The sequence below is a fragment of the Catenibacterium mitsuokai genome, from assembly GCF_025148785.1.
Lineage (GTDB): Bacteria > Bacillota_I > Bacilli_A > Erysipelotrichales > Coprobacillaceae > Catenibacterium > Catenibacterium mitsuoka.
This window is the reverse complement of record NZ_CP102271.1, coordinates 1,624,378-1,644,512: the sequence shown is the minus strand read 5'-3', so window position 1 is coordinate 1,644,512 and position 20,135 is coordinate 1,624,378. Positions and strand designations below refer to the sequence as shown.

Annotated in this window: 21 protein-coding genes; 19 read left to right on the top strand and 2 right to left on the bottom strand. The window is 35.0% G+C overall.

Annotation, left to right across the window (positions count from 1 at the left end; all coding sequences use genetic code 11):
• Positions 1–61 precede the first annotated feature (61 nt).
• From moaA to yqeC, 14 genes are all read left to right on the top strand, one after another.
• The gene (moaA, locus tag NQ499_RS08620; RefSeq protein ID WP_006504401.1) at positions 62–1,006 is read left to right on the top strand and encodes a GTP 3',8-cyclase MoaA; all 945 of its coding nucleotides are present in this window, start codon (positions 62–64) and stop codon (positions 1,004–1,006) included.
• A 1-nt stretch (position 1,007) separates the two neighbouring features.
• Entirely contained in the window at positions 1,008–1,487 is a 480-nt protein-coding gene (gene moaC / locus NQ499_RS08615) for a cyclic pyranopterin monophosphate synthase MoaC (RefSeq protein WP_006504400.1), read from the top strand.
• Positions 1,472–2,413 (top strand): MOSC domain-containing protein, encoded by a 942-nt coding sequence (locus tag NQ499_RS08610; RefSeq protein WP_006504399.1) that lies wholly within the window; start codon positions 1,472–1,474, stop codon positions 2,411–2,413. Before moaC ends, NQ499_RS08610 begins: the two co-directional genes overlap by 16 nt.
• The gene (gene modB, locus NQ499_RS08605) at positions 2,403–3,083 is read left to right on the top strand and encodes a molybdate ABC transporter permease subunit (protein ID WP_006504398.1); all 681 of its coding nucleotides are present in this window, start codon (positions 2,403–2,405) and stop codon (positions 3,081–3,083) included. Before NQ499_RS08610 ends, modB begins: the two co-directional genes overlap by 11 nt.
• A 1-nt stretch (position 3,084) precedes the next feature.
• Positions 3,085–3,744 (top strand): sulfate/molybdate ABC transporter ATP-binding protein, encoded by a 660-nt coding sequence (locus NQ499_RS08600; protein ID WP_006504397.1) that lies wholly within the window; start codon positions 3,085–3,087, stop codon positions 3,742–3,744.
• Positions 3,728–4,507, top strand: a complete 780-nt coding sequence (modA, locus tag NQ499_RS08595) for a molybdate ABC transporter substrate-binding protein (protein ID WP_006504396.1) — start codon at positions 3,728–3,730, stop codon at positions 4,505–4,507. Before NQ499_RS08600 ends, modA begins: the two co-directional genes overlap by 17 nt.
• Before the next feature lie 88 nt (positions 4,508–4,595).
• Complete coding sequence (locus NQ499_RS08590) at positions 4,596–5,615, top strand: molybdopterin-binding protein (protein ID WP_006504395.1); 1,020 nt, start codon at positions 4,596–4,598, stop codon at positions 5,613–5,615.
• A 1-nt stretch (position 5,616) separates the two neighbouring features.
• A complete protein-coding gene (locus NQ499_RS08585; protein WP_006504394.1) occupies positions 5,617–5,970 on the top strand; it encodes a winged helix-turn-helix domain-containing protein in 354 nt (117 codons plus the stop codon).
• Positions 5,957–6,187: a DUF3343 domain-containing protein gene (locus NQ499_RS08580; protein ID WP_006504393.1), complete on the top strand. Its 231-nt coding sequence runs from the start codon at positions 5,957–5,959 to the stop codon at positions 6,185–6,187. The genes NQ499_RS08585 and NQ499_RS08580 overlap by 14 nt, the downstream gene beginning before the upstream one ends.
• A complete protein-coding gene (selD, locus tag NQ499_RS08575; RefSeq protein ID WP_006504392.1) occupies positions 6,187–7,209 on the top strand; it encodes a selenide, water dikinase SelD in 1,023 nt (340 codons plus the stop codon). Before NQ499_RS08580 ends, selD begins: the two co-directional genes overlap by 1 nt.
• A 2-nt stretch (positions 7,210–7,211) precedes the next feature.
• Complete coding sequence (gene yedF / locus NQ499_RS08570; protein WP_006504391.1) at positions 7,212–7,793, top strand: sulfurtransferase-like selenium metabolism protein YedF; 582 nt, start codon at positions 7,212–7,214, stop codon at positions 7,791–7,793.
• A 1-nt stretch (position 7,794) separates the two neighbouring features.
• Entirely contained in the window at positions 7,795–8,613 is an 819-nt protein-coding gene (gene yqeB / locus NQ499_RS08565) for a selenium-dependent molybdenum cofactor biosynthesis protein YqeB (RefSeq protein ID WP_006504390.1), read from the top strand.
• The gene (locus tag NQ499_RS08560; protein ID WP_006504389.1) at positions 8,600–9,700 is read left to right on the top strand and encodes an aminotransferase class V-fold PLP-dependent enzyme; all 1,101 of its coding nucleotides are present in this window, start codon (positions 8,600–8,602) and stop codon (positions 9,698–9,700) included. The genes yqeB and NQ499_RS08560 overlap by 14 nt, the downstream gene beginning before the upstream one ends.
• Positions 9,697–11,064: a selenium cofactor biosynthesis protein YqeC gene (yqeC, locus tag NQ499_RS08555; protein ID WP_006504388.1), complete on the top strand. Its 1,368-nt coding sequence runs from the start codon at positions 9,697–9,699 to the stop codon at positions 11,062–11,064. The genes NQ499_RS08560 and yqeC overlap by 4 nt, the downstream gene beginning before the upstream one ends.
• Here the strand turns inward: yqeC and NQ499_RS08550 are convergent.
• The gene (locus tag NQ499_RS08550) at positions 11,048–11,299 is read right to left on the bottom strand and encodes a hypothetical protein (protein ID WP_006504387.1); all 252 of its coding nucleotides are present in this window, start codon (positions 11,297–11,299) and stop codon (positions 11,048–11,050) included. The two genes, yqeC and NQ499_RS08550, sit on opposite strands and share 17 nt — an antisense overlap.
• A 171-nt stretch (positions 11,300–11,470) precedes the next feature.
• On the opposite strand from NQ499_RS08550, the gene NQ499_RS08545 reads away from it, so the two are divergent.
• From NQ499_RS08545 to NQ499_RS08525, 5 genes are all read left to right on the top strand, one after another.
• On the top strand, positions 11,471–14,590 hold the full coding sequence (locus NQ499_RS08545) for an ABC transporter ATP-binding protein/permease (RefSeq protein WP_006504386.1): 3,120 nt from the start codon (positions 11,471–11,473) through the stop codon (positions 14,588–14,590).
• A gap of 11 nt (positions 14,591–14,601) precedes the next feature.
• A complete protein-coding gene (locus NQ499_RS08540) occupies positions 14,602–15,450 on the top strand; it encodes a MurR/RpiR family transcriptional regulator (protein ID WP_006504385.1) in 849 nt (282 codons plus the stop codon).
• 103 nt (positions 15,451–15,553) lie between these two features.
• Positions 15,554–17,863 carry a glycyl radical protein gene (locus NQ499_RS08535; RefSeq protein WP_040389544.1) on the top strand — a complete coding sequence of 770 codons (2,310 nt, stop codon included), beginning with the start codon at positions 15,554–15,556 and terminating at the stop codon, positions 17,861–17,863.
• Entirely contained in the window at positions 17,850–18,752 is a 903-nt protein-coding gene (locus NQ499_RS08530) for a glycyl-radical enzyme activating protein (protein ID WP_155812555.1), read from the top strand. The genes NQ499_RS08535 and NQ499_RS08530 overlap by 14 nt, the downstream gene beginning before the upstream one ends.
• Before the next feature lie 3 nt (positions 18,753–18,755).
• Positions 18,756–19,436, top strand: coding sequence for a fructose-6-phosphate aldolase (locus NQ499_RS08525; RefSeq protein WP_006504381.1), 681 nt, complete (start codon positions 18,756–18,758; stop codon positions 19,434–19,436).
• 30 nt (positions 19,437–19,466) lie between these two features.
• Here the strand turns inward: NQ499_RS08525 and NQ499_RS08520 are convergent, their stop codons facing one another.
• Positions 19,467–20,060 carry an HAD family hydrolase gene (locus NQ499_RS08520; protein WP_040389543.1) on the bottom strand — a complete coding sequence of 198 codons (594 nt, stop codon included), beginning with the start codon at positions 20,058–20,060 and terminating at the stop codon, positions 19,467–19,469.
• Positions 20,061–20,135: the final 75 nt, after the last annotated feature.

Below are 20,135 nucleotides of genomic sequence, written 5' to 3'. Positions count from 1 at the left end.
TACATCATTGTACACTATGTATGGCGTTATTCTCAAATGAGAATAACGGAAAGGAGTTTGTATGAAGGATCGTTATAACCGTACAATTGATTATATGAGAATATCGATTACAGATAGGTGTAACTATCATTGTGTATATTGTAATCCAGATAAATTCAAATTTCTTTCACATAATGATATTTTACGCTATGAAGAGATACTAGATATATGCAAGGTGGCAGTTAAGCTAGGTATAGTGAACTTCAAGGTGACTGGTGGAGAACCGACGGTAAGAAAAGGATATCTTTCTTTTTTAAGACAGCTCAAACAGCTAGAGGGTGTGAGACAGGTAACTCTTACAACTAATGGCTTATTACTAGATGCACGTACTATGGATGAGTTAAAGGATATAGGCATTGATGGAATCAACTTCTCTATAGATACACTTGATTCAAAGAAATATGCTTCTATCTGTGGTAAAGATACACTTGATACAGTATTAAATAATCTTTTCTATGGTGTTTCTATTGGACTCAATATAAAAATCAATACAGTCGTAGGGCCACTTTTTACACAAAGTGATTTAGAAGGCTTGATTGATTTTTGTGAGAATTTACCAGTGAGTCTTCGTTTTATAGAACTCATGCCACTTGGTTTAAATAAAAGAGAAAATAAAATAGAAGAGGTACAGTCATATTTTGCATCACATTATAATATAGAAGAAATCACAGAAAGATTAGGCAATGGTCCTGCACATTATATAAGAATAAAGAATATGAAATGTGTCATTGGCTTTATTGAAGCCTTACATCATAAGTTCTGTCATGAATGTAATCGTGTGCGTTTGTCTAGTACAGGATCATTGAAATTATGCTTATTTCATAAGAATAGCATCGCATTAAAGCCTTATATAGGTGATGAAATCAAACTAGAAGAAGTGATGAGAGATGCCATTTATATGAAACCAGAACAGCACCATTTCGAAGATGAACAAAGCGGTACTGTAATGAATCAAATAGGAGGGTAATATGGGATTTACACATTTTGATGAAGATGGCAACGCCATTATGGTAGATGTATCTGATAAAGAGATCACAAAAAGAACAGCTTATGCAAGAGGGACTATTCAAGTCAATCATGAGATTATTGAGCATATTAAAAATAATACAATAGAAAAAGGGGATGTTCTTGGTGTTGCAAGAATTGCGGGTATTATGGCTGCAAAAAAGACAAGCGATATGATTCCGCTTTGTCATATATTAATGATTACTAATGTCACTGTTGATTTTGAAATAGATGAAGACAACAATCAGATTCATGCCTTTGCGACAGTGAAATGTAAAGGGAAGACAGGGGTAGAAATGGAAGCACTACACGCAGTAAGTGTTACATTATTAACTATTTATGATATGTGTAAGGCAATCAGTAAAGAAATGGAAATCAAAGATATTCATTTATTAAAGAAAACAGGTGGAAAGAGCGGTGAATTCAATTGGCAGGAAAAATAGAAGCAATTTGTATTAGTGAGAAGAAGGGAACTGAAAAGAAACCTATACAAGAAACTAAAATAATAGAAGATTTTGGCTTAGAACATGATGCCCATGCAGGTAAATGGCATAGACAGGTCAGCTTATTACCTTATGAAGAAAGAGAAGACTTTAAAAGACGTGGTGGAGATGTAGAAGATGGTGCTTTTGGTGAGAACCTTCTTATTTCTGGTATTGATTTTAATAAGCTTGTTGTAGGAAGCCATGTTCATATTGGTGAAGTGGATTTAGAAATCACACAGAGAGGTAAAAGCTGTCATGCTCATTGTCGTATTTATCACCAGGTAGGTGAATGTATTATGCCTCGACTTGGTATTTTCGCAAGAGTCATTCATGGCGGAGTGATTCATTCTGGTGATGAAGTGACTTATACACCACCTACTGATTCACGCATGCGTGTCGCAATACTCACTTTATCCGATAAAGGAAGTCAAGGATTAAGAGTGGATGAAAGTGGTCCTTCTATTAAGGAATATATGGAAGAAAGAGGTTATCATGTCACTTCTTTAGATATCCTTCCAGATAATCAGAAGATGATTGAGCAGGCTCTTATTAATCTAAGTGATCGATGTGAGAATGATTTAATTTTGACTACAGGAGGTACAGGCTTGTCACAAAGAGATGTGACACCTGAAGCGACATTAAAAGTGGCCACACGACTTGTGCCAGGTATTTCTGAAGCGATTCGTTATGAATCTATGAAATATACAAATCGTGCCATGTTATCTAGAGGTGTAAGTGTTATTAGAAACAACACGCTCATTATTAATCTTCCTGGAAGTGTCAAGGCAGTGAAGGAGAGTTTGGATATTATTATAGATCCTCTTCATCATGGCTTAGAAATCTTAAAAGGAGATGCACACGATTGTGCAAGAAATGATGATTGATTATTCACCTATATGGATCTCATTTAAATGCGCTGCTTTTTCTATATTTATCACATTCTTTTTAGGACTCTTTGCAGCAAGATGGATGATGACACTTAAAAATAAGGTCATTCAACTTATCTTTGATGGTATCTTCACACTTCCACTTGTTTTACCACCGACAGTAATGGGCTTTTTCCTATTATTGATATTTGGAGTTAATCAGCCGATTGGTTCATTTTTCTTAAATGTATTAGGCGTGCGTATTGCTTTTAGCTTTAGTGCCACAGTGATTGCGGCAGTCGTCATCTCTTTTCCCATCATGTATCGCTCGGCAAGAGGGGCTCTTGAACAGGTGGATGAAGATTTGGTCGATGCTGCAAGGACAATTGGCATGAGTGAAACAAGTATCTTTTTCAAGGTACTCGTACCTAATGCCTTGCCAGGTATTATCAGCGGGGGCGTATTATCATTTGCGAGAGGTTTGGGAGAGTTTGGTGCAACAGCGATGCTTGCAGGTAATATTGTTGGAAAAACACGTACACTGCCTTTGGCTGTCTATAGTGAAGTTGTCAGCAGTGATATGCATAGCGCATCTTTTTATGTTTTTGTTATTATCGCTATATGCTTTACGGCTGTGATATTACTGAATATCTATCAGTTATGGGTGAAGCAAAAGAGAGGTTATTAATATGTTATTAGAAGTGGATATCTATAAAAAACTAAGTGAATTTGACTTAGATGTTCATTTTAAGATTAATGAAATATGCTTGGGTGTGATGGGGCCAAGTGGCAGTGGTAAAAGTATGACACTTAAATGTATTGCTGGTATAGAAACACCCGATTCAGGAAGAATTGTCTTGGATGGAAGAGTACTCTATGATTCAGATCAACATGTTAATTTATCACCACAAGAAAGAAATATTGGATATATGTTTCAGAATTATGCATTATTTCCAAATATGACAGTTTATGACAATATTGCCTCACCTCTTGTGGCCCGCAGACTTGATAAGACTACAATTCATGATTCAGTGATTCAGCTGATGAAGGAGTTGCATATAGAAGGATTAGAAAAGCGTTATCCAAGACAGCTGTCAGGGGGGCAGAAACAGCGTGTTGCCATGGCAAGACTATTAATCTATAATGCTGAGGCGATTCTTTTAGACGAACCATTCAGTGCTTTAGATGAAGATTTAAAAAGGGAACTCTTAAAAGAGATGAAGACTAAACTAGATGCTTACCATCGACCTGTTGTCTTTGTATCCCATAATAAGGATGAAATCAAAACTTTGAGTCATGAAATGGATATTATAAAAAAAGGAGAAATGATTCATGAAGAAATTAGTTAGTATCTTATGTGCTTTTGCTCTCGTATTCGGTTTAGCTGGATGTGGCCAAGAAAAGAAGCCTGAAAAGAAAGTCACAATTACTATTGCGGCTGCAGCCAGTCTGGAAAAGACATTTGAAGAAACACTTATTCCTCGTTTTGAAAAGAAATATCCAAATGTGAACGTAAAGGGTGTTTATGACAGCAGTGGTAAATTACAGATTCAGATTGAACAGGGATTAGATGCTGATGTGTTCTTTAGTGCAGCCACTAAACAGATGGATAGCTTAGTTGATGAAAAACTTGTTGATTCTAAGAGTGTTGTAAATTTATTAGAAAATAAACTTGTATTAATCAAAGGGAAAGATACAAAAACTGCTGTAAAAGGTATTTCAAACATTACTGATGCGAAGATGATTGCGGTAGGTGATCCTGAAGTAGTACCTGCAGGTCAGTATGCGAAAATCGCACTTACTAACGCAAATACTTGGGATGCTATCCAGAATAAGATTTCTTTAGGTGGTAATGTCACTGAAGTATTAAGCTGGGTAGAAAGCGGAAGTGCTGAAGTAGGTCTTGTTTATTCTACAGATGCAGCCAGCAGTTCTAAAGTAACAGTACTTGAAAAGGTCAATAACAACTTATTAGATACACCAGTTATTTATCCAGTAGGACGTGTAACTAAAACTAAACATCAAGAAGAGGCCAATAACTTAATCAAGTTCTTACAGACTAAAGAATCTAAAGAAACATTCAAGAAGAGTGGTTTTACTATTTGTAAGTAGACTAGAGGAGGGGATTTCCCTCCTTTTTGTAAGTATTGACACATTAGATAATAAGAAATAAACTTTAACTATACGAGGAGGACAAATCATGAAACAAATCAAGACAGAAGATGCAGTAGGGGCAGTATTATGTCATGATATTACTGAAATTGTGAGAGGCGTAAGAAAAGGCGCACGCTTTAGAAAAGGTCATATCGTAAAAGAAGAAGATATTCCTGTATTGTTATCTTTAGGGAAAGAAAACCTCTATGTATGGGAAAATGATGAGACAATGATGCATGAAAATGAAGCGGCAGAAGTATTATGTAAGTTGTGTCAAAATGATCATATGTCTACAACTGAAATTAAAGAAGGTAAAATAGAATTAATTAGCACCATTGATGGCTTATTTAAAGTGAATAGAGAAAAGTTATTAGAAGTGAATCGTATGGGTGAAATGATGATTGCAATAAGAAACGGAAATACAGTTGTTCATTCAGGTGATCATCTAGCAGGTATGCGTATTATTCCATTAGTTATTAAAAAGGAAAAGATGGAAGAAGCATCAAAAATCACTGATACACCAATACTTGAAGTAAAGCCTTTTGTATTTAAGAAAGCAGCCGTTATTACTACAGGAAGTGAAGTCTATAAAGGACGTATCAAGGATACATTTACTCCTGTTATTATTGATAAATTAAAGGAATATGATGTAGAAGTCGTATTCCATAAACTATGTCCAGATAATCCAGATATGGTCACAGGTGCTATACAAGAAGCACTTGACATGCATGTAGATATGGTGATCTGTACTGGTGGTATGAGTGTTGATCCAGATGATAAGACACCACTCGCAATCAAGAATACAGGGGCCAATATTATTAGTTATGGTTCACCTGTTTTACCAGGTGCGATGTTCTTATTGTCATATAAGGGAGATACACCAATTGTTGGTTTACCAGGATGTGTGATGTATGCAAAAAGAACAGTCTTTGATTTAGTTCTTCCTCGACTTGTAGCCAATGATCCAATCACTGCTGATGAACTTGCAATGCTTGGTGAAGGTGGTTTATGTTTAAATTGTCCACAATGTACATTCCCAAATTGTGGTTTTGGAAAGGGCTGGTAGGATGACATATCATAATCCTGAAAAATTTGATTTTAGAGTTAGACTTTTTAATGAAGAACCCTGTTTTGGAAAAGGTGTCTCACAGTTGCTGCATTTATGTGATGAGTATGGCTCTTTAAGTAAGGCCTGTGAGGTTATGGGGATGTCCCATTCTAAAGCATGGAAGATATTAAAGAGAGCTGAAGAAGATCTAGATATGAAGTTATTAGAACGTGTATCTGGAGGAAGTAATGGAGGAGGAAGTGTTTTAAGTGAAGAAGGAAAGACATTATTAAAGAAATATGATGAATTCCAGAAAAGAATGAAAGACTTCGCAGAAGAAACATTTCAACAACTATTTTATGAAGAAAGATAAATATTTGATTATTGCGTTTGATTCTACAAGTCATGCACTAGACTTAGAGGATAAAGCAAAAAATAAGATGCAGGGAAGGCTGATTCCTCTTCCAAGAGAAATAGAAGCAGGATGTGGACTCTGTTTTGCTTCTTTAGAACTAGACCAAGAGAAATGGCATAGATTCTTAGAAGAAGAACATGTACAATATGCTTATATGAAAGAGGTGATTTTCTGATGAGCGAGAAGATTTACTGTCAGGGTGGAGGATGCAGCGCAAAGCTTGGCGCAAAGAAACTTTCTCGCATCCTTGAAAAGATTGATAAGTATGAAGATCCAGACTTGTTAGTAGGCTTTGATAGTCATGATGATGCATCTGTATTAAAGATAACGGAAGATAAAGGAATTGTCTCTACATTGGATTTCTTTCCTCCAATGGTAGAAGATCCTTATCTTTATGGTCAGATTGCAGCCACCAATGCATTAAGTGATGTTTATGCTATGGGAGGTATTCCTAGAACGGCTTTAAATATTGTTTGTTTCCCAGATGAAGAAGATTTAAATATATTAGGAAGAATTATTGAGGGTGGCAATGATAAGTTAAAAGAAGCTCATGTAACACTATCTGGAGGGCATTCTATTAGAGATACTTCTATTAAGTACGGCTTAAGTGTGACGGGTATTGTGGATGTTGATTCTATTAAGACAAACAATAATGCCCAGACGGGAGATGTACTTATACTTACTAAGAAATTAGGTGTAGGTATGACACTCAATGCGATGCGTATGAAAGACGCGGCGCCAGAAGTATTAGATGATGTCTTTAAGAGTATGACAACACTTAATAAGTATGCTGCAGAACTACTGAAACCATATGATGTTCATGCACTGACTGATGTCACAGGTTTTGGCTTAATGGTTCATTTAAATGAGATGTTAGATCATAAAAAGAGTGCACTGCTTTATGGAAATAATATTCCTTATTTTAGAGATTGCCCTTATTATGTAGATGAGTTCTATTTAAGTGGGGCTGCTCAGACAAATAGAAATAGTGTAGAAAAAGAAGTTGTTTTTGAGAAGGAAAACTTCTTCTTAGAAGAAATTTTGTATGATCCTCAGACAAGTGGGGGATTACTTGCGAGTGTTGCGAAAAAAGACTTAGATGACATACTTGATGCATTTAAAGAAGCAGGAAGAGAATGTTATGTCATTGGAGAAGTTATTGATTTAAAAGATAAAAGTATATATGTAGGAGAATAAAAATGAGAAAGTTAGATGCAAGAGGATTAGAATGTCCATTACCAGTTGTAAAGACTAAGGAATTATTAAAGGAAAGTAGTGAAGCAGTAGAAGTATTAGTGGATAATGAAACAGCTGTAGAAAACCTAAAGAAGTTTGCGAAAGTAAAGGGTTATGATGCCGTAAGTAGTAAAGTGAATGAAGATTATCATGTAGTCATCAGTTCGGGCGAACAGGTTGTAGAAGAAAAGAAGGCTGATAATATCTTAAAAGGACAGATTGTAGTTCTCAGCAGTGATAGAATAGGCAGTGACAAGGAATTAGGAAAAATATTAATGAAATCTTTCATCTTTGCGCTTACTAAGCAGGATGCCTTCCCAGAAACAATTATTTTCTATAATGAAGGTGTAAAGATCACTACACAGGAAAGTGATACAGTGAATGATTTATTATTCTTAGATTCTGTTGGTGTTGAAATTGTGAACTGTGGAACATGCTTGGATTTCTTTAAGTTAAAAGATGATTTAAAAGTGGGCAGCATTACAAATATGTATGATATTGTAGAAAGAATGGAAAAGGCTGAAAAAGTCATCAAGCCTAACTAATATGAATAATCTTGTAGTAGTAAGAGGTGGCGGTGATATTGCGACTGGCACTATTTATAAGCTTGCCCGCTGTGGGTTTCATGTTCTTGTATTAGAGATTGCCCATCCAAGTGCGATTAGACGTAATGTTGCATACTCTGAAGCAGTATATGATGGTCATAAGGAAGTGGAAGGTATTGAATGCGTACTGATTCATTCACTTAACGAATTAGAATCTGTATTTAAAGAAAATAAGATTGCGATGATGGTGGATCCTGAAGGTAGTTCTATTGATATCTTAAAGCCAGAAATTGTGATTGATGCGATACTTGCGAAAAAGAATATGGGTACTTCAAGAAATATGGCGCCTATCACGATAGGTTTAGGTCCTGGATTTAATGCAGGAAAAGATGTTGATATCGTGATTGAAACAATGCGAGGACATCGCTTAGGTCGCTTGATTGAAGAAGGACCAGCAATGAAAAATACAGGGATTCCAGGACTTATTAAGGGATATGGAAAAGAACGTGTCATTCATGCAGAAGTAGAAGGTACTGTTCATCAGATTAAGAAGATTACGGATACAGTTGAAAAAGGAGACGTGCTTGCTTATATAGAAAACAAGGAAGGACAGCATCCTGTATATGCTTCTATGTCAGGGTTACTTAGAGGTTTGATTCGTGAAGGATATTATGTCACAAAGGGATTCAAGATGGCAGATATTGATCCTCGTTTAGATGAATATGAGAACTGCTTCACTATTTCAGATAAAGCAAGATGTATTGCAGGTGGTGTATTAGAAGCTATCTTCTATTTAAGAGGTCAGCATGATTTATTTTGATCAAGGGGCAACAAGTTTTCCTAAACTGCCCTCTGTTAAACAAGCAGTAATGGATGCACTTGACCACAATATGAATGCTCAAAGAAGTACAGGTGCTTTTAAGACAGATCGTCTTTTATATTCAACGCGTAAACTTATTGCACAGTATTTTAATCTACCTTCTTTTGACCATGTTATCTTTAATAGTGGTAATACAGAAAGCTTGAATACATGTTTAAAAGGAATCTTATCAAAGGATGATCATGTCATTACGACTTATGCAGAACATAATTCTGTCTTAAGACCACTTCGTCAAATAGGTGTTGATTTAACTGTTACAGCACCTTATAAGGAAGACATTCTTAAAAAAATAAGAGAAGACACAAAGATGATTGTTATGACGCATAGTTCTAATGTGACAGGTGAACTCTATGATATAGATGCCATTGGTCAAATAGCCCATGAACATCATATCCTATTTGTGGTTGATAGTGCACAAAGTGCAGGTCATATATCTATTGATATGCAGAAATCTCATATTGACTTGCTTACTTTTAGTGGTCATAAGGCATTACTAGGAATGAGCGGGGTAGGAGGAATCTGTGTCAATACAGATATATTCATTCACCCACTTAAGACAGGTGGAACAGGCATTGATTCCTTTAATAAAAAACAACCTGATAGTTATCCTGAACACTTAGAAGCAGGTACTTTGAATATACCAGGTATTGCCTCTTTAAATGCAGGTATGACTTATTTATTAGAACATCAAAAAGAGATAGAAGAAAAAGAAAAACAGCTTTTTGATGCCTTATACGAGGGCATGAAACGTATTAACGGAATCTCGTTTTATTGTGATTATGATACCTGTAGCCATACACCTATCATTGCCTTTAATCTTGAAGATTATGACTCATCTAAAATCAGTGATGTCTTAAGTTATAAATATGATATCATTACACGATGTGGTGCCCATTGTGCACCACTGATGCATACACATCTTAATACAGTAGAAAGAGGCATTGTACGCTTCAGTTTATCATTTATGAATAGTATGGAAGAAGTCAATACTGTCATTGATGTCTTAAAGGAGATGACTGAAGAATGATCATTAGTATTATTGGGTCAGGTGGAAAAACAACACGTATGAAGGAATTACTTCATCAATATAAAGAAGAAGGAAAAAAAGTTCTTATGACGACTTCTACACATATGCGTATAGAAGAAGATACTTTAGTTGATCCAAGTTATAAAGAAATTCAGGAAGAACTAAAAAACAAAGGCTATGCCTTTGCAGGCAATCGTTTTGATGAAAAGAAAATCAAGGCACTTGATCATGATTTACTCAATCAGCTAAAAAAAGAAGTGGATGTTGTATTGATTGAAGCAGATGGCTCTAGAGGTATGCCTTTAAAGGTGCCTGCAGACTATGAACCTGTCATAGACGAGGATACAAATCAAATTATTTTGATTACATCTATGAAAGGCTTAGGAAAACGCGTGAAAGATGTGGTTCATCGTTATGAATTATTAGACCTTGATCCAGATAGAATAGTAGACGGTTCGCTTATTCAATATCTTGTGAGATATTATTTAAAGAGATATCCTGATGCAGTTATTGAAGTCAAGCAACCTGAAGGACTATATCAAAGAGCTTTGGCTTCCTTAATAGAACATAACGTAGATGTGACATGTATACAAAAAGAGTGGTTCATGCCCCAGCCAAAATTAGTATTACTAGGTGCAGGACATGTCTCACAGTATGTCGAAAAAACAGCACATCTATTAGATTTCTATACAATAGTCATTGATAATCGTGAAGAATTTGCGAATTCAGCTATCTTTACAAAGACCCAGGAAGTGCATTGTGTCAACTATGAAGAAGCCGATCACTATTTCCCTGAAGAAGACAATACATGTTATGTTATTGTGACAAGAGGGCATAAGGATGATAAGGTCTGTCTGAAAAAAGTTCTTAATCAAAAAGCACTTTATATAGGTATGATTGGAAGCAAAGGTAAAGTGAAAAAGACTATGGATGCCTTAATAGAAGAAGGGTATGACGAATCTTTATTAAAACAAGTTCATGCACCTATTGGTCTTCCTATCCATTCACAAACACCTGCAGAAATTGCGATTAGTATTATGGCTGAAATCATTCAAGTTAAAAATACCCATCAATACTCTACAATGACAAGTGATCTCTATCATACCAAAGAGAAAGGCACTCTTTGTATCATTACATCTAAAGAAGGATCTGCCCCCCGAGGAATAGGTAGCATGATGCTTGTTACAGATGAAAAAATCATTGAAACAATTGGTGGTGGACGTGTCGAATACCAGGCAATACTTGATGCAAGAAATGAAGAAGGCATTCGTTCTCATCACTATGAATTAAGCAATAAAGAAGGTGCCAAGCTAGGTATGATTTGTGGTGGTCGTAATGATGTATTATTTATTCCTTTAAATTAGAAAGCGTGCAGGGCTGATCAGTCTGCATGATAACGCAATCTGATTGTATATCATCATAAAGTAATATACGATTATTAGGAAATATATAACGTTGAACACGTGACTTATCAAAATCTACAATCAGCTGGTCAATAAAAGAAGGATGAAGTTTATTTTCTATAGAATGACATATTCTTAAGAAGATATCGCTTGATTCTTCTTTTTTTATTTTATAAACATATAAATAAGATCTCATAATTCTCACCTCTATAACTATTATATATATTTATAAAATAGAATGCGTTATGTATGCTTTTGACAACTCCTTAAATGAGGTGTCTATTTAAAATATGTGAAAATTAAGTGAAACATCTTTGTTTTTACACATAATATATTATGTTATGATAGAAAAAAGGAGTTGAGAAGAATGCTTACAATTAAGGATGTATGCAAACAATATCATACAGGTGAACTCACTCAGACAGCTCTTGATCATGTATCTCTATGTTTAAGAGATAATGAATTTGTCGCAATATTAGGACCATCTGGTTCAGGAAAAACAACTTTATTAAATGTGATTGGCGGCTTAGATCAATATGATTCAGGAGATCTTATCATCAATGGTATTTCCACAAAACAATATAAGGATAAGGACTGGGATTCTTATCGAAATCATACAATAGGTTTTATTTTTCAAAGCTATAATTTGATTCCGCATCAGACAATTCTTGCGAATGTAGAACTCGCTCTCACAATTTCAGGTGTTTCTAGAGAAGAAAGAACATGTCGTGCAAAACGTGCACTGACTCAGGTAGGACTTGGGGAACAGTTTCATAAGCTTCCTCATCAGTTATCCGGTGGACAGATGCAAAGAGTGGCTATTGCCCGTGCTTTAGTGAATGATCCTGATATTTTACTTGCGGATGAACCAACAGGGGCACTCGATAGTGAAACAAGTATACAGGTTATGGATCTTCTTAAACAGGTGGCGAAAGAAAAACTTGTCGTCATGGTCACTCATAATCCAGAACTTGCACATATGTATGCTAATCGTATTGTAACTCTTAAGGATGGTGTGATTGTCTCTGATTCTCATCCAGCATCTTTTAACAAAGAAAAGCCTGTTCATAAAAATCTAGGAAAGACATCTATGAACTTCCTAACCGCATTAATGCTTAGCTTTAATAACCTTAAGACAAAAAAAGCCCGTACAATACTCACGTCATTTGCTGGCTCTATTGGTATTATTGGAATTGCGCTTATTCTTTCTATTTCTACTGGTGTGAATGCCTATATCTCATCCATTGAAAAAGAGACGTTATCAGAATATCCTCTTTCTATTCAATCTACAGGAATTGATATGAGTGCGATGATGGGTGAACCTGTGAAGAGAAACAACAGTGAAGTTAAGGTTGTGGATATGATGGAGAATATGTTCTCTAAGATTGGTTCTAATGATTTAAAGAACTTAAAATCTTATATTGAAGAACATAAAGAAATCAATCAATATGCCCGTGCTGTAGAATATGATTATGGTATCTCACCACAGATTTATACAAATGACCAATATGGTATAAGACAGGTCAACCCTGATACAACTATGAAGAAGCTTGGAGTGGGAACAAGCAGTAATTCTATGATGAGTAGTATGATGAATACGAATGTTTTCTATTCACTTCCATCTCATGCATCTTTATATGATGATCAATATGATGTAAAAGCGGGGCACTGGCCTAAAAATAAAAATGAGTGTGTTTTGGTTCTTTCTAAAAAAGGTGGAATCAGTGATTTTATGCTTTATACATTAGGCTTAAGAGACCCAACACAATTAGATCAGATGTTAAAAGCTTTTAGTGAAGAAAAAAGTGTTAAAGTCACAACAGGTAAACAAGGTTATCGTTATAAAGATCTATTAGGTATTACTTTTAAAGTAGTGAATGCCTCTTCTTATTATCAATATGATGATACATATAAGGTATATAAAGATAAAAGTAATGATACAAACTATATCAATTCACTTGTACAAAATGGCAGTGATTTAAAGATTGTTGGTGTTGTACAACCTAAAGAATCGACGAATGCTTCGATGCTTGCTATGGGTATTTATTATCCTTACTCACTTGCCACTTCTACTATTAAAGATGCGAGTAATAGCCAGATAGTTAAAGAGCAGCTAGAAAACAAAAATATAAATGTGATTACTGGACAATCTTTTAATGATCCGTCTCAAAAGTCATTTGATTTATCTTCTATGTTTCAAGTAGACAATAATGCACTAAAGAATGCATTTCAGTTTGATACAAGCAAGGTGAATATGTCCATGCCACAAATGGACTTGTCACAGGTATTAAGCCAGATTAAGATTGATATTTCTGATACAGATGCAAGTGCTTTTATGTCCACTCTTACTTCAGGTTATAACGATTATTTAAAGGAGCATCCTTTAAAAGAAGCAGAAAATTTAAATGAGGTGGTTCAAAATTATCTTCAATCCCAAAGAGCATCAGATATTATTAAGAAAGGTATTGATGATGCAATTAAAGAAAATGGTGAAATAAAGATCACTGAAGAACAGATGCAGAAGATTATGAAGAATGTCGCGGATGACTTTAGTGATTATGCAAAAGAAGATATCAATTCATTTACACTAGGATTACAGAGTAGTATGATGAACTATCTCAATTCACAGGATTCTAAGCAGGTTATCAATCAATTTATTAATAAAGTGATCAAGGATAATCATCTTGATGCCCAATTAAATACAATTATGTCAGGTTACATGCAGACTGTCACAAAACAGATGTCCACATCTCTTTCTCAGGCATTTACTTTTAATCCAGATGTCTTTAAACAGGCCATTAAAATGAATAGAGATGGTGCAGATATGACTGAACTTTTAAAATCAATGATGAATACAGAGCAGTCAAGCTATGATAATAATATGAAAAAATTTGGTTATTGCAGCTTTGATGATCCAAGTAGTATTAGTATTTATCCTCAGGACTTTGAAAAGAAGCAGTCCGTTTTTGATTATTTGGACCATTATAATGAGAAGATGAAAAAGATAGATGAAGATAAAGTGATTACCTATACAGATGTTGTTGGAACACTTATGTCTTCAGTCACTGATATTGTGGATGTTATTAGTTATGTACTTATTGCCTTTGTAGGTATTTCACTTGTGGTTTCTTCAATTATGATTGGTGTTATCACCTATATCAGTGTATTAGAGAGAAAGAAGGAAATTGGAATACTGCGTGCCATTGGAGCATCTAAACATAATATTTCACAGGTATTTAATGCGGAGACATTCATTGTTGGTTTATTATCAGGACTCATGGGTATTGGTATTACCTTGATTCTATTAATTCCTACGAATATAATTATTCATAATGTATCCAACCAGGCCTCTATCAATGCAATGCTGCCAGTAAGTGGTGCAATTATTCTTATACTATTAAGTATCGGGCTGACACTACTAGGTGGCTTGATTCCATCTCGTAAAGCAGCTAAAGAGGATCCTGTCAAAGCATTGCGTACAGATTAAAGGAGTAAATTATGCCAAAGAACGTTATTGATGAAATCTATTCATCCTATGATCATTTCTTTGATTCAGAAAAGAAAATAGCAAAATATATCATGCATCATACAAGTGAAGTGGTCAATATGACAGTAGGAGACTTGTCACAGGCTAGTGGCGCAAGTGAAGCTTCTGTCTCTCGTTTTTGTAAGAGAATTGGATTAAAAGGATTCCATCATTTAAAAATCTCTCTTGCCCAGGAACTTGTAGAAATACCCTCATGCAATACTACTATTTCTAATCGTATCTCTATTACTGATGTGAATAATTCATTAGATAGTATTCTTGCAAATAAGGTAGAAGAACTCACACAGACTATCACGATGATGAAATCAAATAAACTCGATGAAATACTTGATTGTATATTAAAATCAAGACATATCTATTTTGTGGCAGTAGGGAATACAGTACCTGTTGCTTTAGATGGATGTTTTAAGTTCAATCAGATTGGTATTCCAAGTTCTACATCTTCCATATTAGAAACAGAACTTGGTATGATCTTGAATGTTTCTAAAGAAGATATGGTTATTGCGATTAGTAACTCAGGAGAATCTTCAGGTGTCTTAACAGCAATTAAGGAAGCGCATAATCAGAAAGCGACAACACTTTCTATTACTAATAGTGATAAGTCATCCATTGCGTTAGAAAGTGATTATCATATTACGACAGCAACACGTGAAAAGGTTTATTTAGAAGGTTATTGTTTTTCTCGAGTCAGTGCTACTGCAGTAATAGAAATACTCTATTTATTTTTAACAACTATGAAAGAAGATGCACATGAAAAGAGCGCTCAGCATGAAGATTTGATTGCAGGAGATAAGATATAAGGTATGCAGGTGATGCATGCCTTTTTATTTATCAAAAACAATAATAAAAGTATTGAAAACAATAATTCTATAAGTATAATTAAGTTGAAAAGGAGAGAAGAGTATGAGAAACAGAATTACAATATTAAAAGAGAAGATGCTTAATGAAAAACGTTATGCATCTATTGAACAAGCGCGTATCATAACACGTATTTATAAAGAGAATGAAACTCTTTCTGTTCCTATGAAACGTGCCCTCTCTTTAAAAGCAGCGTTAGAAGAAATAGAAATTGGTGTTGAAAAAGAAGAATTGATTGTTGGAAATCGTACAAAAGGTGTACGTGCAGGTGTTGTATTCCCTGAAAGTGGCTGTTCTTGGGTTGATAAAGAATTTGAAACACTTCCTACTCGTCCTCAGGACCGCTTTGAAGTGAGAAGTGAGGATATCAAAGAATTTAGAGAAACGATTTACCCATACTGGAAAGGACATTCTATGGAGGATGTCATTAGAACACGCTATGGCAAAGAAATTGATCATATCAGTAAAGTAGTCAAGATCAATCAGAAAGACCACGCACAGGGTCATATCTGTCCTGATTCAGCTTTATGGTTAAAGTATGGGCCTCAAGGATTATTAGATAAGATCAATGACAAACAAGAAACAGAATTCTATACATGCACAAAACTTGTATTAGAAGGGGCTATCACTTTCATGAAGAGATATCATGATTATATTATCTCTATGCCTGATTATCATGAGAGTGATGATTTAAAGCGTGTTGCAGATAACTGCCTCTCTTTATCTCAAAGACCTCCAAAAACATTCCATGAAGCAGTGCAGTCTTTATGGTTCTTGTTTGTAATATTACATATGGAATCCAATGCTTCATCATTCTCACCAGGGCGTATGGACCAGTACCTTTACCCATATTATGAACATGATTTAAAAGAAGGACTTATTAGTAAAGATGATGCATTAGAAATATTAGAATGTCTCTGGTTGAAGTTTAATCAGATTGTTTATCTTCGTAACAGTAATTCAGCTAAATACTTTGCGGGATTCCCGATTGGGTTTAATATTGCGGTAGGTGGCTTAGATGAAAAAGGACATGATACATATAATGATTTGTCCATGCTTTGTCTAGAAGCACAGAAGGAATTATGTCTTCCTCAGCCTAACTTATCAGTAAGACTCAATAAGAATACATCACATGAACTCATGCAGAAGGCAATTGAAGTTGTGGCATTAGGTAGTGGTATGCCACAGTTCTTTAACGATGAAGCGATTATTCCTGCGATGGAAAGACTTGGTATCAGTCACGAGGATGCTTTAAATTATGCGATTGTCGGATGCGTAGAACTTACAACCCATGGTAATAACCTAGGTTGGAGTGATGCGGCTATGTTTAACCTCAATAAGGCATTAGAACTTACTTTAAATAATGGTAAATGTTTATTGACGGGACAGAAACTTGGTCTAGATATGGGATCACTTGAAACATATCAAACATATGAACAGCTAGAAAAAGCTTTCAAGATTCAGATTGATTACTTTATTGAAATGATGATGAAAGCAGAAGAAGTTGTAGAAAGAGTACATCAGGAATGTTTGCCGACTGCTTTCTTATCATGCGTAATTGATGACTGTTTAGAAAAAGGCATGGATGTTACAAGAGGTGGCGCTAAATATAATTTATCTGGTATCCAGATGATTCAGATTGCGAACCTTGCAGACTCACTTGCAGCTATTAAGAAGTTAGTCTATGAAGACCATCTCTTAGATTCAAAAGAACTACTCACAGCTTTGCAGGATGACTTTAAAGGACACGAAATTACACAAGCCATGCTTTTAAGTAAAGTACCTAAATATGGTAATGATATTGCCTGGGTAGATGAATGTGGCGCTAAATGGGCACGTTATTTTAGAAATAAGATGAAAGAGTATAAGAATTATCGTGGTGGTCCTATTCATACAGGTATGTATACTGTTTCAGCGCATGTTCCAATGGGTGAAAATGTAGGAGCATCTCCAGATGGTAGAAACGCTTATACACCTCTTGCGGATGGTGGTATGTCACCTGTCTATGGTAGAGACTTAGCAGGACCAACAGCTGTCTTGAAATCTGTCTCTAAGCTCGATGATGATCTCACAACCAATGGGGGATTACTCAATATGAAGTTCTTACCAGACTTTTTTAAAACAGAAACAGGACGTATGAAGTTTGAAAACTTCCTTCGTGCTTTTGTAGACTTGCATGTACCTCATATTCAGTTCAATGTCGTGAATAAAAAAGATTTATTAGATGCGAAAATTCATCCTGAAAGACATCGTTCACTCACAATTCGCGTTGCTGGATATACAGCCTACTTTGTAGAACTAGCAGGTAAATTACAAGATGAAATTATTGCGAGAACAACCTATGACAACATCTAAATATCTTGTATTTGATATCAAAAGATTTGCGGTACATGATGGGGAAGGATTACGTACTACGGTATTCTTTAAAGGATGTCCTTTAAGATGCAGATGGTGTCAGAATCCTGAAGGACTTTTACCACAAAGAAAACCTATTTACTTAGAAAACAAGTGCATGCATTGTCGAAACTGTGAGAAGCAGGGAGCAGGTAAAATAGTCTATCAAGATAGACCCGTATTTATAGAAGATGATTTGGATGAAGTCTTTAAGTATTGTCCTACCGATGCGATTCAGTATGATAGCTCTTATTATAGTTTAGAAGAACTTGTTGATAAGGTGATGGAAGATGAGGTTTTCTTTAAATATGGTGGAGGTGTGACAGTTTCTGGTGGAGAACCTTTTATGCAGCAGGAAAAACTGATACAATTATTAAAGGAACTCCATCCAAAAGTACACACAGCCATTGAAACATCACTTTATACATCTTTAGATTTAGTTAAGCAGGCAGCACCTTATCTTGACCAGATTTATTGTGATTTAAAGATAGAAGATGACAAAGCTCATCGAGAAGCGACTGGTGTATCAAATACAATTATTAAAGAAAATCTAGCCTATTTACTCACAAGTGAACATAAAGATAAAGTGATTGTAAGAACACCACTTATTCCTGGATATACAGGTGATGATGACAATATTAAGAGTATTGCCTCTTATCTTTATAGTTTATATCCAGAAGTACGTTATGAATTATTAAATTATAATCCTCTTGCATCCGCAAAATATGATTTAACTGAATTTGAATATGGTGTCAAAGAGGATCAGAAGGCCTATAGTCAGGAAGAATTAAGCCATTACTATCAGATTGTATCTGATAGTGGAATAAAAAATATGATCAAGGGAGATTAAAAAATGGAATTTATTATTGATACTGTAGATTTAGAAGAAATTAGAGATGCGGTAGATCACTTACCAATCGTAGGTGTCACAAGCAACCCAAGTATTGTAAAGAAGACTAGCCCAAAGGATTTCTTTGGACATATGAGAGAAATCAGAAAAATCATTGGTGATGAACGTTCTTTACATATTCAGGTCATTGCGACAGAAGCAGATGAAATTGTGAAAGAAGCACACAAGATCTTTGAAGAAGTAGATGACAAGGTATATGTAAAGGTTCCTACTACTTATGAAGGTGTTAAGGCAATGAAGATTTTAAAGGCTGAAGGAAAAAATGTAACTGCCACAGCTGTTTATGATCTCATGCAAGCTTATATGGCCTTAGCTGCAGGTGCTGATTATATTGCACCTTATACAAATAGAATTGGAAACTTAGGAAATGATCCTTTTGAATTAATGGCTCATTTATCTAATAGAATTGTAGAAGACGGTTATGACTGCAAGATTCTTGCTGCAAGCTTCAAGGGCGTACAGCAGGTAAGAGATGCATTTAATGCAGGTAGTCAAGCTATCACTGCACCAGTCAGCGTATTAAAGGCAATCTTTGAAAATCCAAGTATTTCTAAAGCTGTAACTGATTTCAATAATGATTGGTATTCAGTATACGGAGAAGACAAAGGTCTTTGTGATATGTAATGAAAGAAACGAGCACACGCTCGTTTCTTTTTAAATGATATGATATTCTTTTAATTCTTCTTCTAGTTTTGAATGATCTGGCAAATGAATACCAGCCATGCCGACGCTCTTACATGCATTAATATTATCAAGAGAATCATCAATAAATAGACATTCATCTGCTTTTAACTGATAACGTTCTAATAATAATTCATAGATTTTTAAATCAGGCTTGATTAGCTTTTCTTTGGCACTAATAATAGCTCCATCAAATAGAGTAAACCAATCCTGCTTCTTTAAGAAACGATTATATGCATCTAAATGGAAATTAGAAATAATATAGAGAGAATAACCTTTCTCCTTTAATAGAGAGAGTAACTTGATATTATTTTCAATAGGAAGAAGTAATTCAATCCATTTTTCCATGATTTCTTCTATATCCAATGCAAGTTCAGGATATTCGTTGATTAATTTTTCTGTAAACTCTTCTTTTGTGATGGTCCCTTCGTCTAGTTTGATCCATAAAGGATTCTGGAAGATGATTTCAAATAATTCATTATAATGCCTATAGTTCTTCTTTTTCAGCCAAATTAAAGGCTGATAGTTTAAGAGAACACGCCCTAAATCAAATACAATATTTTTCATATTTTTCTCCATTTCCCCGCGCCTTCGTTGCGCGGACACAAATATATAACCAAACTCAAATCCACCAAAACTCTA

What these genes read in the sequence shown, in the direction of transcription:
- moaA (WP_006504401.1), top strand. Translation starts at nt 62, where the DNA reads ATGAAGGATCGTTATAACCGTACAATTGATTATATGAGAATATCGATT.
- moaC (WP_006504400.1), top strand. Translation starts at nt 1,008, where the DNA reads ATGGGATTTACACATTTTGATGAAGATGGCAACGCCATTATGGTAGAT.
- modB (WP_006504398.1), top strand. Translation starts at nt 2,403, where the DNA reads ATGATGATTGATTATTCACCTATATGGATCTCATTTAAATGCGCTGCT.
- NQ499_RS08600 (WP_006504397.1), top strand. Translation starts at nt 3,085, where the DNA reads ATGTTATTAGAAGTGGATATCTATAAAAAACTAAGTGAATTTGACTTA.
- modA (WP_006504396.1), top strand. Translation starts at nt 3,728, where the DNA reads ATGAAGAAATTAGTTAGTATCTTATGTGCTTTTGCTCTCGTATTCGGT.
- NQ499_RS08590 (WP_006504395.1), top strand. Translation starts at nt 4,596, where the DNA reads ATGAAACAAATCAAGACAGAAGATGCAGTAGGGGCAGTATTATGTCAT.
- NQ499_RS08585 (WP_006504394.1), top strand. Translation starts at nt 5,617, where the DNA reads ATGACATATCATAATCCTGAAAAATTTGATTTTAGAGTTAGACTTTTT.
- NQ499_RS08580 (WP_006504393.1), top strand. Translation starts at nt 5,957, where the DNA reads ATGAAGAAAGATAAATATTTGATTATTGCGTTTGATTCTACAAGTCAT.
- selD (WP_006504392.1), top strand. Translation starts at nt 6,187, where the DNA reads ATGAGCGAGAAGATTTACTGTCAGGGTGGAGGATGCAGCGCAAAGCTT.
- yedF (WP_006504391.1), top strand. Translation starts at nt 7,212, where the DNA reads ATGAGAAAGTTAGATGCAAGAGGATTAGAATGTCCATTACCAGTTGTA.
- yqeB (WP_006504390.1), top strand. Translation starts at nt 7,795, where the DNA reads ATGAATAATCTTGTAGTAGTAAGAGGTGGCGGTGATATTGCGACTGGC.
- NQ499_RS08560 (WP_006504389.1), top strand. Translation starts at nt 8,600, where the DNA reads ATGATTTATTTTGATCAAGGGGCAACAAGTTTTCCTAAACTGCCCTCT.
- yqeC (WP_006504388.1), top strand. Translation starts at nt 9,697, where the DNA reads ATGATCATTAGTATTATTGGGTCAGGTGGAAAAACAACACGTATGAAG.
- NQ499_RS08550 (WP_006504387.1), bottom strand. Translation starts at nt 11,299, where the DNA reads ATGAGATCTTATTTATATGTTTATAAAATAAAAAAAGAAGAATCAAGC.
- NQ499_RS08545 (WP_006504386.1), top strand. Translation starts at nt 11,471, where the DNA reads ATGCTTACAATTAAGGATGTATGCAAACAATATCATACAGGTGAACTC.
- NQ499_RS08540 (WP_006504385.1), top strand. Translation starts at nt 14,602, where the DNA reads ATGCCAAAGAACGTTATTGATGAAATCTATTCATCCTATGATCATTTC.
- NQ499_RS08535 (WP_040389544.1), top strand. Translation starts at nt 15,554, where the DNA reads ATGAGAAACAGAATTACAATATTAAAAGAGAAGATGCTTAATGAAAAA.
- NQ499_RS08530 (WP_155812555.1), top strand. Translation starts at nt 17,850, where the DNA reads ATGACAACATCTAAATATCTTGTATTTGATATCAAAAGATTTGCGGTA.
- NQ499_RS08525 (WP_006504381.1), top strand. Translation starts at nt 18,756, where the DNA reads ATGGAATTTATTATTGATACTGTAGATTTAGAAGAAATTAGAGATGCG.
- NQ499_RS08520 (WP_040389543.1), bottom strand. Translation starts at nt 20,060, where the DNA reads ATGAAAAATATTGTATTTGATTTAGGGCGTGTTCTCTTAAACTATCAG.